The sequence below is a fragment of the Paenibacillus sp. FSL P4-0081 genome (genome assembly GCF_000758565.1).
Lineage (GTDB): Bacteria > Bacillota > Bacilli > Paenibacillales > Paenibacillaceae > Paenibacillus_AQ > Paenibacillus_AQ phytohabitans.
In genome coordinates, this window is record NZ_CP009280.1 from 6,204,858 (window position 1) to 6,218,335 (window position 13,478).

Annotated in this window: 10 protein-coding genes; 4 read left to right on the forward strand and 6 right to left on the reverse strand. The window is 45.6% G+C overall.

Annotated elements, in window-relative coordinates:
- Positions 1 to 15 precede the first annotated feature (15 nt).
- The 3 genes from P40081_RS26385 to P40081_RS37840 form a co-directional block, all read right to left on the reverse strand.
- Positions 16 to 1,299, reverse strand: a complete 1,284-nt coding sequence (locus P40081_RS26385; RefSeq protein WP_042139175.1) for a glycoside hydrolase family 1 protein — start codon at positions 1,297 to 1,299, stop codon at positions 16 to 18.
- 14 nt (positions 1,300 to 1,313) lie between these two features.
- Entirely contained in the window at positions 1,314 to 3,731 is a 2,418-nt protein-coding gene (locus P40081_RS26390; protein WP_042139176.1) for a glycoside hydrolase family 2 TIM barrel-domain containing protein, read from the reverse strand.
- A gap of 235 nt (positions 3,732 to 3,966) precedes the next feature.
- Entirely contained in the window at positions 3,967 to 4,293 is a 327-nt protein-coding gene (locus tag P40081_RS37840) for a group II intron maturase-specific domain-containing protein (protein WP_081970132.1), read from the reverse strand.
- A 127-nt stretch (positions 4,294 to 4,420) separates the two neighbouring features.
- Between P40081_RS37840 and P40081_RS26395 the strand changes: the two genes are divergently transcribed.
- A complete protein-coding gene (locus tag P40081_RS26395) occupies positions 4,421 to 4,876 on the forward strand; it encodes a helix-turn-helix domain-containing protein (RefSeq protein WP_231575201.1) in 456 nt (151 codons plus the stop codon).
- 61 nt (positions 4,877 to 4,937) lie between these two features.
- Positions 4,938 to 5,633, forward strand: a complete 696-nt coding sequence (locus P40081_RS26400; RefSeq protein WP_197074282.1) for a transposase — start codon at positions 4,938 to 4,940, stop codon at positions 5,631 to 5,633.
- 13 nt (positions 5,634 to 5,646) lie between these two features.
- Here P40081_RS26400 and ltrA read toward each other — a convergent pair whose 3' ends face one another.
- The 3 genes from ltrA to P40081_RS26415 all read right to left on the reverse strand — a co-directional run bounded on the left by ltrA (position 5,647) and on the right by P40081_RS26415 (position 9,489).
- Complete coding sequence (gene ltrA, locus P40081_RS26405; RefSeq protein ID WP_081970552.1) at positions 5,647 to 6,660, reverse strand: group II intron reverse transcriptase/maturase; 1,014 nt, start codon at positions 6,658 to 6,660, stop codon at positions 5,647 to 5,649.
- A gap of 726 nt (positions 6,661 to 7,386) precedes the next feature.
- Positions 7,387 to 8,862, reverse strand: a complete 1,476-nt coding sequence (locus tag P40081_RS26410; RefSeq protein ID WP_042139179.1) for a methyl-accepting chemotaxis protein — start codon at positions 8,860 to 8,862, stop codon at positions 7,387 to 7,389.
- Entirely contained in the window at positions 8,863 to 9,489 is a 627-nt protein-coding gene (locus tag P40081_RS26415) for a hypothetical protein (RefSeq protein WP_042139180.1), read from the reverse strand.
- Positions 9,490 to 9,711: 222 nt separating this feature from the next.
- Here P40081_RS26415 and P40081_RS26420 point away from each other — a divergent pair, with 222 nt between their 5' ends.
- Together P40081_RS26420 and P40081_RS26425 are read left to right on the forward strand one after the other, a co-directional pair.
- A complete protein-coding gene (locus P40081_RS26420; RefSeq protein WP_042139181.1) occupies positions 9,712 to 10,896 on the forward strand; it encodes a helix-turn-helix domain-containing protein in 1,185 nt (394 codons plus the stop codon).
- A gap of 137 nt (positions 10,897 to 11,033) precedes the next feature.
- Positions 11,034 to 13,451: a glycoside hydrolase family 3 N-terminal domain-containing protein gene (locus P40081_RS26425; RefSeq protein ID WP_042139182.1), complete on the forward strand. Its 2,418-nt coding sequence runs from the start codon at positions 11,034 to 11,036 to the stop codon at positions 13,449 to 13,451.
- Positions 13,452 to 13,478: the final 27 nt, after the last annotated feature.

A 13,478-nucleotide genomic window follows, 5' to 3' on the forward strand; every position in this document is an offset into this window, starting at 1 on the left:
TATAAATTTCCCCTTTCATACTGGATTAATAGTATTAGTTCGGGCAATCTTTCCAAGATGATAAGCGCTAGGCTTAGGAGTACGCTCCTGTGTCTGACGGTCTACTTCAATTAACCCGAATCGCTTGGAGAATCCAAGCTGCCATTCGAAATTATCGAGTAGTGACCAATGCAAGTACCCCTTAACTGGAATCCCGTCAGCTATACATGCAGCTACCCCCTTTAAAGCTCGATCAATAAAAGCGACACGACGTGTATCGTCATCCGTAGCAACGCCATTTTCCGTTACGATAATAGGCTTGTTCAGATGTTTCGAAGCACATCGAATTACATTTTCTAGAGCTTCGGGGTAGAATTCGTAACCCATCTGGGTACGCTCTCTATCAGCCGGAACAGGGATAAGACCATCCGGGCCGTAGATCTCGCGCGAATAGTTCTGTAAACCCAAGAAATCATCGTCCTCCATGTAAGGAAGGAACTGAAGAAATTCCTCATGTAATTCATGAGCAGCCTGTTCTTCACCACCAGGGATTGACTGAAAATCAAAGAGCGACATGCTTAATCCGATTTTAGTCTTTGGACTAACCTGCCGGATTGCAGCCCTTGCCTCCACATGCGACTGGAAGATGATGTGCAAGCCTTTTTTGGAGCGTGGTGACAGGAAGGTATGAACCTCCTGAGGCGGTATGCCAAATGCTTTGGACAATTCAGCATAGTAGCCCTGCATTTGTTCTTGAAAATCGGTGTTCATGCCAACTTGTGCTGCTGCAGATCCACCCTGCTGAAACTGCTTCATGACTTTCGCAATTCCAATAGGAGTGTTTGCCTCATTAATTGTACATACATAAGGAATTTGATCCCCTAATTGGCTCATGACATGAGCACAATAACGTGCAAATCTTGCTGGCGTGCCTTCAGATTCCCAGCCTCCGGCGCGAATAAGCCATTGCGGGGAGGTGAAATGATGCAGCGTTACGATCGGTGTTATATTCAAGTTGCTGCAAGTTCTCAATACATCCCGGTAATGATCCATGGCTGCTTCGTCGAAGCGTCCTTCCTCCGGTTCAATCCGGGCCCACTCGATGGAGAAGCGATACGAGTTGAGGCCAAGTGCGGCTAAACGCTCAATATCCTCTCTGTAGAGTCGGTAATGATCTACTGCGACTCCTGATTTCTCCTTATACCTCGTACCTTTCAGGTTTTCCATTACCCAACTATCGCAATTTGTGTTATTACCTTCTACTTGGTGGGCAGCTGTTGAAGCCCCCCACAAAAATTTGTCAGGGAATTGATATTGCATGTTAATATTCCTCCTTATTTACAAGCTTGAATGTTAGCTGTCTTTGTCGCACAGCCTTCTGCCTCAACCGTCACTTCAATGCTTCCGGCCTCTGCAGGACGAATGACAGCCAATACTCTCCCGTCGTAAGTATAGTGAGTAGAATTGACATAGCTTTCTTCATTTTTGGGGTTTGCGCTCCCCAGACCTTGAAGGATCCCCGCGCCACTTACGGTGACGGATACCCTCCGGTCGGCAAGAGGCTTCAGTATTCCTTTATCATCCACGAGAGATATTGTAACAAAAGCCAGTTCGTTGTCATCCGCCTTAATTTGCGTACGGTCAATCTCAAGCTGGACATTCACTTCGCTTTCAGCAGAAACCAGGGTCATACGGCCGATTTCCTTTCCATCCGTATAGGCGATCGCCAACACCTCACCATGTTGATATACGGTATCAAACTCTGCTTTAAAGTCATGCGCTTCACCGGCAGCTGCTTTACCCACTGATTTTCCATTGATCAACAGTTCAACTTCCGGTGCATCAGAGTATACCTCTACCTTAACAGGCTTACCCTCGAAGCCCTCCCAGCTCCAACTGGAAATGGCGTCACTCCAGCTCCAAGGCATCATTGTAGGCTGCTCACCATAATGTGCAGGACGCTGAACGGCAATATATGGTTCTTTGCGCAATCCGAAAACAATTTCACGATAATAAGAAACGGGAAGACGATGACCTGTTATGTCAATATCGCCACAATGCGCGGTCAGCCAAGGATAAGCTCCAGAGGCCCCATGCCCCCGGCTGCCCTCACCATATTCAACCCTGCCAAGACCTGACTCCCCTAGGTAATCCCAACCCGTCCAAGTGAAATCACCAATGACATGTCCATTTTCTTTTACTAGCTTCCAGTTATTAGCGATATCTTTAGGGAAGGTTTCACTGCCGCAGATTACCCGGTTCGGAAAGAATTCTTTATCAGGTACATAGCAATTGTCAGCATAGTTATATCCTGCGATATCCACCGCCGCAAACGATTCAGCTGTTGCATTCTTTACAAATTCCAAGCCTTGAACATATTTAATCATGTCGCCAGCATTGGCCATAGCTGTGTTGACATCCCCTGATGGTTTGTTGCTCATGATATCCTTCAATTTATCCATAACGGAAACAAAGCCATTAATAGAGTTAGTTACATATCTTGTGCTATCCATACTACGAATCTTCTCTGCAAGCTTTCTGCCCCATGCAGCACCATTGGCACTCCCGGTATCTTTAATCTCATTTCCAATGGAATACATGATGACACTCGGATGGTTAAAATCCTTTTTCACCATAGACTCGATATCCCGTTCCCACCATACAGGGAAATTCAAGGCATAATCGAAATCTGATTTCGTGTTAGTCCATGTATCGAAGCTTTCATCCATGACCAGCATTCCCAGACGGTCACATGCATCCAGCATGGCCTTACTCAAAGGCTGATGCGAGCTTCGAATGGCATTAAATCCGGCTTCTTTCAAAATTTCAATACGGCGTTCTTCGGCACGATCAATCGTGGCTGCTCCAATGACACCATTGTCATGATGGATACAAGCTCCACGGAGCTTTACAACCTCTCCATTGATGGATAGACCCTGATCAGCATTTAAAGAGAGGGAGCGGATTCCAAAAGAACTAATCTCCTCATCCAGAACTTTCTCCCCATCCATCAATCTGCTCTTACAGGTGTAAAGATACGGCGACTCGACACTCCACAGCTTTGGCAACCTAACAGTTAGCCGCTGGCGCATAGTTGTAACTTCTCCCACAAAAACACTTAATGGAGAATGATCAAGAGCTACCATGTTGCCTTCAGCATCCAGGATTTCTGTGGATACTCGGGTCGTCTGAGGATTCACGCCTTCATTCTCCACAAACGTTGCCACGTTCAAAGTTGCATACTCGCTGGAAATCTCAGGCGTTGTAATTTGAAGGCCATCCACTTGGAAATGTACCAGATTCGCAACCATCATTTTTGTATTACGATAGATTCCTGTTCCTGTATACCATCGTGAATCATCACTGCTCTTGGTAACGACTTTAATCTCATTGTCTTCACCATATTTCAAGAATCGATCTGCTCTGATATAGAAGTTGGAATACCCATAAGGATGCTGCCCTGCAAAATCCCCATTGATGTAGACCATCGCATTCATATATACGCCCTCGAATTCAAAGGTGACTCTCTTGTCCTTATACGTCTCAGGTATATAAAATTTCTTCACATAATCATAAGTTCCATCAGGAAAATATCCTTTTTTGCCCCCGCTTACGGCAGTCGCACTTCTCAACTTAGAGATCATAGTATCATGAGGCAACGTAACCTGCTCCGGAAGTTGATCTGGAGCCATATTAAAGAAGCCACTGTTAGGCCCAACGGTCCAGCCCTCATTGAAAGAAATTTTAATCATCCTTTTCCCACACCTCTCATAATTTCAAACCGCATAAGTAGTTACTACTGTTATTTTAGAAAACGCTCGCAGAAAAGTATTGCATTTATGTACCTTTAAATATATATTCGTGTCAATATTGAAAGGGGTTACAAAGAAATCAAAATCTGAACATAAATAGAGTAGGCCCATGTCAACGACATGGGCCTCTCACAGATCCGTACGTGCGGGTCATCGCATACGGCTCTTCCGACAGTTATCCCCTTTGGGGATGAAGGTTATTGTAAATCTCCATCAAACTACAAAGTTTTATTTCCTCAAACCACGTATTTGGCATGGCATACTGCGCGTAGGTCGAATGGGAGCTGCGCCAGGCCGTCATCCGCAGACCCGGTAATTCCTTGTCCCAGCCCCTACGTCTCATTTCCCGATGCAGCTTTCGTATCTTCTTCCAGCTTCGCAGTTGGACCGCTCGAAGTCGCCTCCGTATCCACGCATCCCATCCTTGAAATCGCTTCTTTACATCCCCAATTCCGAAATAGTTCCCCCATCCTCGCAAGTACGGATTCAACTTCTTCTTCACTAGTACAGCGTAGCTGAATCATTCCTGCAGTTCAATAGCTCCAAAAATGTGTAAGAGATCGTAAGAAGAAAACTCTTACAAAGGAGTTGGAACGTGTGGTGACCGGTCCTAAAAAACAGAAATAGCAGTGAGCGAAGAGCAACGTTATCTATTGGAACAACTGATCCGGCGGCGCAGTACGCCTCAATATTTGGTCAAGCGTGCCCGAATCGTACTGGAATCGGTTGAAGGGATCAGTAACAGTGAAATCAGCCGACGACTTCCTCTGGATCGCCCACAAGTCACGCTATGGCGGGAACGCTGGGTGTGCCAGTATCCGCGGTTATGTCTCATCCAGCAGGAACATCCCGAAGAGCTAGAGGCCGCAGTGATTCAGGTTCTTCGCGACGAGCCCCGACCCGGCACACCGCCAACCTTCACCGAGCAACAAGTCGTGCAAATCGTTGCGATTGCCTGTGAAGATCCGAAGGCTTGCGGACGCCCCGTGAGTCACTGGACTCCGCGTGAAGTCCGGGATGAAGCGATGAAACGAGGCGTGGTGGAGACGATTTCCGTCCGGCAGGTCGGTCGTTTTTTAAAATGAGGCGGATCTTCGTCCGCACCGCTGCCAGGGGTGGCTGAATGCCAAACCGGAAGACCCCGTGGTGTTCGCCCAAAAGACCCGAGACATTTGCCGACTCTACCGGTCGACACCGCTGCTCCACTCGTTTGGCGTACACGTGGTCTCTCTTGATGAAATGACAGGCATTCAGGCGTTAGAGCGACTTCATCCCACCTTGCCGATGAAACCCGGCTTGATCGAACGTCGGGAGTTTGAGTATCTTCGTCATGGCACCCTTAGCCTCATTGCAGGTTTTGACGTGGCGACTGGCCAGATTGTGGCGTCGTCGATGGGGCCGACCCGGAACGAAACGGATTTTGCAATGCAGGTGAGGCAACTGGTGGAAACCGATCCGGAAGGGGAATGGATTTTCGTCGCTGACGGGCTGAACACCCACCACTCGGAAAGCTTGGTCCGTTTGGTGGCAGGCTACTGTCATCTGGTCGAACCTCTCGGTCAGAAGGGCTCGTTTGGCATTCTGATGACCGAAGCAAGCCGAACTGCATTTTTGGCCGACTCCAGCCACCGCATTCGGTTTGTCTATACGCCTAAACACTGTTCATGGCTGAATCAAATTGAGATCTGGTTTAGCATTCTGGTCCGTAGACTTTTAAAGCGTAGCAGCTTCAAAAATACACTGGATTTACAGAAGCAAATCTTTCTTTTTGTGGCGTATTTCAACGAAACAATGGCAAAACCCTTCAAGTGGACCTACGCGGGTAAGCCCCTCTGTGCCTAAATGAAGGTTTATTTCAGCCGTGATGTACTAGTTGCTCAATATCCACCGTTTGGTTTCTTCGCGTGATTTCTTTTATCCGTTCCTTAAACTTCTCCACGGCTTTCGGGGTCGGTCCTACATACTTGCCGGGCTTGAACTCGTGGCCCAAGAAAACAAACCTTTCTCGTTTACTATTCACGATTCGAGTCTTTTCCGGATGTACTTTCAACCCCTGTTCCTTTTCTAGCAGTTTAACGACACTTCTAAGCACGCGTTCCGCCCCTTTTTGGGTTTTGCAACAAATGACAAAGTCGTCCGCATACCGTACGAGGCGATGCCCTCTTTCGGTCATGACTTGGTCTAGTGGATGCAGATAGATATTCGCCAGTAACGGGCTTATGACTCCTCCTTGGGGAGTGCCTTGCTCATTGATATGAAAGTTTCCTCTGTCCATAATCCCGGCTTTTAGAAATCCCTCGATAAGCGTTAGCACACTTCCATCCGTCACTTCTTCCTTTACCATCCCGAGAAGTTTCTCATGAGGGATCGTGTCAAAGTAGGCTTTCAAATCCGCGTCAATGACATATCGGTATCCCGCTTGTAAGTACTCACGAATCTTTTGAATTGCCAGATGCGCACTTCGTCCCGGACGAAATCCATAGCTGCATTCCATGAATTGCGATTCGTAGATAGGCTCCAGAATACGTTTCACGGCTGCCTGTACCACGCGGTCTTCCACCGTGGGAATGCCTAACGGCCTTTCCGTCCCGTCTGCTTTTGGGATATACATGCGTCTTACCGGCTTCGGTCCATAGCTTTTCCTCTTCAGCTTCTGCTGGAGCACTTCTAGATGGTGCTCCAACTCCCTGCCGTACGCTCGAATCGTTACGCCATCCACACCCGCTGCTCCGCGGTTTCGCTTGACTTCCCGGAAGGCTTCCTCCAAATTTAACCTCGCCCAAATCTTGTCGATGAGGCTATACCACTTCCGTCCTGACGGATTCTTTACACCTCCACGTGGATGTGCGTGTTGCTCGTTTCCCTCCATATTCGTTTTCCTTCCCTTGGGCTTCCCCGTTTGGTAGCCTTTCGGCAATCTTCGGTTTTCCCCTTAGTACTCGCCCCAGACGGCCTACCCGAATGTTCGACCCCGGCTCTACGCGCTTCTTGGCTCCCCGGCTTCTGTCTGGCATATAGAGTTTTTTTTCCCACATCTCATCTTTTGCGGACAGACGGGCTTCGCGTCAAGTCTTCGCCTTTTGGGTCGAAGCTTGCACCAACGACTTTTTTTTCTAGGTTCCTCGCGTTGCTTCACTCGCCATTACGGCTTTTCCGACGAGTTTACTCACTACTATCCCCTGCTCTGACTTCTTACCGCCCGTAGCCCTATTCTTGTCTGTCACAGACTTGAGTAGAGGTTACCGCCTTGTGGGGACGATAAGATCTCCTTGGGTCACGTCATCGCCCTTTCCCCCAAATCCAGTCCTCTTAACCTGCAGAGCTACGGAATGGTATTGGACGTTCCTTTCCTTTGCAAGGTTGTCCTGCTCTGTCGGCCAACTTGGTTCTGCCGTCTGTTCCGGGGTTTGCCTTCTAATCCTCCGCACCCTTCCTCACGGACAGAGCACTATTAGTCAGCTATGTACTTCCGCCATCTCACGGTATACTCGGGACTTTCACCCGTTAGCACGATGCGCTGCCAAGCGCACAAAAGGCTGTCAAGGGGTTCTCGACAGCCTAAGGAACGCTAATATACAACTCAAATTCTAAACGTTCAGGAAGCTTGCTGTTCTTCCTTCGTTAAGAGGTTTAACTGAGTAATTAACCCGTCCAATTTCTGAAATGATATCACGATGTTATCAACCATTTTTTGTTGTTCTTCCATACTCGCCAGAATCTGTTCGACGGAAGCGCTGGACTGCTGCGTTACACTTGAAATAGAGGTGATCTCCTCGACAATATTTCCAGCGGATTGGCGGAGTAGAAGGGTCTTGTCTTCCACCTGTGAGGATTGCTGCACTACATTCTTAGTATTAAGCCTGATCTGCTCCAACAACTCGCGAGAGGTTAGGGCCAAATTTTTACTTTGGTCCATGGCAGTCCTGCTCTGGTGTATTTGCTCGGTTAATAATTGGCATGATGAGCTGATACTTCTAACAACCTCCCCAATGTCTGCAGCTGCTGCTCTGGAATTCTCGGCCAGCTTCTTCACTTCGTTAGATACAACGGCAAAACCGCGTCCATGTTCTCCCGCTCTTGCAGCTTCTATCGCTGAGTTAAGAGCCAGAAGATTGGTCTGAGTCGCAATATCGGTAACTCTTGCAAGCATACTCTCAATTTGCTTATTTTGATAATTAAGCTTATCCATGAACTCTGCCAGTTCTCTAATATTGTTATCCACCTGAAGAATTTGCCCGCTAAGTCTGTCCATATGTTCATGACCCTGGTCTGTAAATATCTCCATATCTACGGATAACTTATTCATCTCAACTGCATTATCAGCTACTATGGATATATTTTGCTCTGCCTCAGTTACGGATTCACTAATGTCTACCACACTCGAAATTTGCGATTCCATTCCCTTTGCAACCTCACCAAAACCGGCTGTCACCTCTTGTGTAAGCTTGCCGGTTGTTTCCACATTATTTCTGAGATTCGTACTAAATTCCGCCAGAAGTACTGCAGATTTACTGATCTCCTCGAACAAACGCTTGACCTGGGTGCTGCTTGCGATCGCTTGCTCCATCCGTTCTTCAGCCTGAAAGAAAAGCTGCTGGTTCAGCCGGGCAACGGTCACGGCCGCTGTTAAGGTAAAGAGTGGAATAATTATTGAAGAGGAAGCTTCTAACAACAGTTGATTTCCCCCGTTAAGAACACCCCTATTCACAGCATCTACCATAACAAAAGTGAACACAATACAACTATAAATCAACGAGAGTCTATAATTGGGATAGATCAACATGAATACAACGCCAACCATAGCAATCTGAAAAAACAATCCTGAACTGACATTGCCAACAGATACAGCCAGCATAAAAATCATAAGTACGTAAGGAATGACCTTAATAAATTTCTGGCGCTTATTGGCAATATAAATCGAGAGACTAAGGACTATAAAGCCAACCGCATTAATTAAGCTTGTTACTGAAAATTGAAGGATTACCACTGTAACGCTTATCGCTGTCAGAAACCAGAAAATTCTATTAACGAGTTTGTTGCGCTGTAAAAACACTTCTTCAAGTCTTGTCATCTAGATCACACTCATATCTGATTTATATAATTTCACCTGGCCTGTAATACCAGACAGACTGGAAATTTTGCTTGCATCCATTCTGGAATTAATGCCATGGAGGTAATAGGTTTCACGTTCCAGATTGGTCGCCACTTCAATGACAAGTTTGTTGTCTCCTTCTTTTACCAGAGCAGAAATATCATACTGGTATGGCGGTACAATCTGGATACCTGCACTGTGACCATTTACGAATACCTCAACACCCTCGGCTGCGTTCGTAACCTCCAGAACAAGCGATTCATTCCCGTTTGACATAAACATATTCTCATATCTCACTAACCCGGAGAACTCAGGCATTTCTTCTGCAAGATGATCCGGCAACTGTACCTCTACCTCATCTTTGAAATTCGGATAATCAATATTTCTGCAGATACTACGCTTCCAATTTTCTGGAAGTGCCAATTCCATCCCGGTTACTTTAACGGGTTCAACGACAAGTTCCTCACTTGCATCATCAAATATAATAATCAAGCTCTTGCGGGGGTGAAGTTCCACATGGATCTCTATTCCATTAAGAGTAGATACCGCTTCAACTGCCTCTATACGATTGTCCCAGGCATTATAGGCATTATGAATGGCTTGCATATATTCCCGTAGAACCGCTTCTTCTTCTCCATGCTGCCAAAAGAATGGAAGGATATAGTTACTTCCTCTGCCCTATAATAATTCCTCTACTTTTCGATTCATGGTAAACCCCTCCCTACCAACCTCTGTATATCTTATTTTAGTAACCGTTTGCAATTTAGTATTGCATATTTGTACCTTGAATTATAAGATTGTGTTATCTTTCTAAAAGGAGCATCAATCATGATCGATATCAACGTCTTCTGTGAATATCTCTATGCTTCTTCTTATATTCCTATTTATTTGTATGATGGTACGGAATTAACCACCAGCTATCCGGATCAGAATCCGGATACACTGCCCCCATCCGCCTACCTGTCAGAGCTGTGGGAAACAGACAAGCCAGCAACCTATACTTTGACTCAGTTTTATTCCTATTACGGGTGCATCAAGATTAATGATAGTAACTCCTGTATAGTCATCGGTCCTGTTAACGACTTCCCTTATTCCCCCGATTCCCTGTTAGCCATGAGTAAGGAGTTTTCCATTACAAAGTCCGAATTTGAAAATTTTGCTGAGTTTTTCCGGAACATCCCTACACAAAATCTGGATAATTTCATTAAGACGCTGATGTTTATCCATTACGCACTGAACCATACCCAACTTACTAGACAAGAGGTTGAGCATGCGGCAGATCACCAGACAGATAAGTCCATAGATCAGAAATATACAGAGCGATCTTATGAGGCGAAAGAAGAAGGACTCTTATATAACAGCTATGCTATTGAAAAAGAATTGGTCCGTTTCATTGAAACAGGAAATGTCGAAGGATTGAAGAAATCTGCCAGCCGGGCCAGAAACTCAAAGCTTGGCACCATTGCTCATAACAATCTCAGACAATGGAAGAATACGTTCATAGTAGCCGTCACTTTATACTCCCGTGCGGCCATGAAGGGCGGTCTCACACCCAGTCTTGCATATCAGCTGTCCAATATTTATATGCAGCAGGCAGAACGATTAATGGATGTGGAAGATGTGAAATCCCTTTTAGCCCAAGTTCAGATGGATTATACAAACCGTGTTGCTAATTCCATCGTTCCCATCACGGCAGATAAAGTCCTTCATCAGGTCGTACAATTTGTCCGCGAGAATACCAACAGGCATATTACCGTTGCTGAAATTGCTGAGCATGTAGGCTTCAGCCGCCCATCCCTTTCACGGAAAGTGAAAAAGGAACTGGGCTTTGAGCTAAGTGCTTTTATAAAGAATTGTAAGTTAGAAGAAGCTAAAGACTTATTGTCATTTACAGATAAAAGTCTCAGTGAAATCAGTAATTATCTTAGCTTTTCAAGCCAAAGCCACTTTCAGAAATCGTTTAAGGATCAATATGGCATCACGCCTCAAGCTTACCGGAAGTCTGTGCATTAGAAACCGACTATTTAACCAGCTCTGAGAATATGAAAGCCATTCAGATACTATATAAATCAACCTGGTACAATATTTATTTTCCTTTGTTATTTATACTAGTGACGTAACATTGTCATAATATGAAGGGAGATGCTTAAATGGGAAAGAAAAATATTTATCTTGATCCGGCAAAATCAATCTCTGAACGTGTTGAGGATCTGCTGTCACTCATGAGCTTAGAACAAAAGATTGCGCAGCTGCAATGTACATTTATAGGCATGAGAGGTACAGAAAAGGCTCTTGATGAAGCATTTCCTCATTCCATCGGACATGCCACGGCTATGATCGGGAAGGGAACTTTAGAAGCTAATATTGAGTTTTCCAAAGAAACCCAGGATAAGGTTCTCTCAAAGAATGATTTACGAATACCTTTATTATTGCATTGTGAATCCGTTACAGGCGCCAATCTGGCGGATGCCACTATCTTCCCCTCAGCTATAGGATTAGGGGCTACGTGGAATCCTGATACAGTTCATAGCATGGCGGATACCATTCGCAAGCAATTGCTTTCCGTCGGTATACGTCATGCACTTTCTCCGGTTATGGATGTTGCAAGAGATCCGCGTTGGGGAAGAGTAGGTGAAACTTATGGTGAAGACCCAACATTATGTGCTTCTTTAAGTGTGGCCTATACTAAGGGATTACAAAGTGATGATTTAAAGAATGGAGCGGTAGCCACTGGCAAGCATTTCTTGGGTTATGGTTTTGGTGAAGGTGGTCTGAATATGGCGGCAAACCCGATACCTTCCAGAGAACTTCGTGAAGTATATGCAAAGCCCTTTCAAGCTGCTATTACTGAGGCTAATCTTGGTTCTGTAATGAATTCATATGGCTCTATTGATGGTGAACTGATTATTACCTCAAAGGCAATTTTAAATGATCTTTTACGTAATGAGATGGGATTTGAGGGAACAACAGTAGCCGACTATATGTCCATAAATAAAGCAGTAGATTTACAGATTCAGAGCAATGCCACAACTGCTGGTATCGATGCTATAAAAGCCGGGCTGGATGTCGAACTTCCCACACCATACGGATATACAACGGAAATGATAGAGGCCGTTAAAAGCGGTTTGCTTGATGAGGCATATATTGACAAAGCTGTTCGGAGGGTGTTATCAACGAAATTTGAGCTTGGTTTGTTCGAAAATCCTAACCCCCGGGAGGATCTGGTGGAGGAAGCTTATGACCGCAAACTCACAGTTCCGTTGAGCCTGAAGGCAGCGCAGGAATCGATTGTCCTCTTGAAAAATGATGGCCTCCTCCCTCTGCGAAAAGACGTGAAGAGAATAGCCGTCCTTGGTCCTCATGCGGATTCAATTCGTTTGCTCTTCGGATGTTATACCTATCCCGCCATGCTGGATATGTTCCTCAGCGGAAGTATGTCGGATATGGCTGGATTAGAAGCTAACCGTAAGGAAACCGAAAACGAATCCAGCCACAAGTTGGAAGATTATTATGAAGGAAGTACAGTGCGCAAGGATACCCCTGCTGCAGTAGGTGCGATCAACCAGTTATTTGCCCATAAGACGCCTACTATTTTGGCCTCCATTAAGGCTAAGTGTCCGAATGCTGAGATAACGTATGTCAAAGGTTGTGACATATCTGGAACAGATCGCCGCGGCTTCGACGAAGCTGTTCATGCAGCGAGAAATGCGGATATCGCAATTGTTACAGTCGGAGGAAAATACGGGTGGGGCAACAATTGCACGACAGGAGAAGGAATCGATACCGATCATATTGGGTTAACGGGCGTACAGGAAGAGTTGGCCAAGGCTGTATTTGAATCAGGAACCCCTGCAATATTGGTCCATATGGACGCCAAACCGCTCTCCAGTGAATATATCAGCAGCAATTATCCGGCTATACTGGAATTCTGGTTCCCGGGAGAAACCGGCGGACAAGCGCTGGCTGATGTATTATTCGGAGATTACAATCCGGCAGGGCGATTAGCAATGACCGCGGCCAGAAACGCCGGCCAAATCCCTATATATTCTTCCCAAAGACATGGTAGTGGTTATGCCAAATCTCAGGGAATGGTCTTAAATAAATATGTTGAGGGAAAGAAAACTCCGCTGCATTATTTCGGGGAAGGACTAAGCTATACAACCTTCTCATATTCAAACCTGAAATGTGACCCTGCAGTTAGAGCAGAAGGAACACTTCATATTTCTGTTGACGTTACGAATACGGGTAACCTTGATGGAGAAGAAGTGGTTCAGGTCTATGTCTCGGATGTACTTTCTAGCATGCTCAGACCGAATAAAGAATTGGCTGGTTTTAGAAGAGTACTGATCCATGCAGGAGAAAAGACGACCGTTCATTTTGAAATGAAAGCCAGCCAGTTCGCCTTCCTAAATAGTGAAATGCAATGGGTAGTCGAAGCAGGACAAATGCTATTAAGTGTTGGCTCTTCATCTGAAGATATTCGCCTAAATGCTGCTTTTGAAATCGAGAATACGGCTTCTATCCTTGGTAAGAGCAGAGGATTCTACGCAAAAACCTGGTCTGAATAAAATTATTATACTGAAAACAGTTTCTTG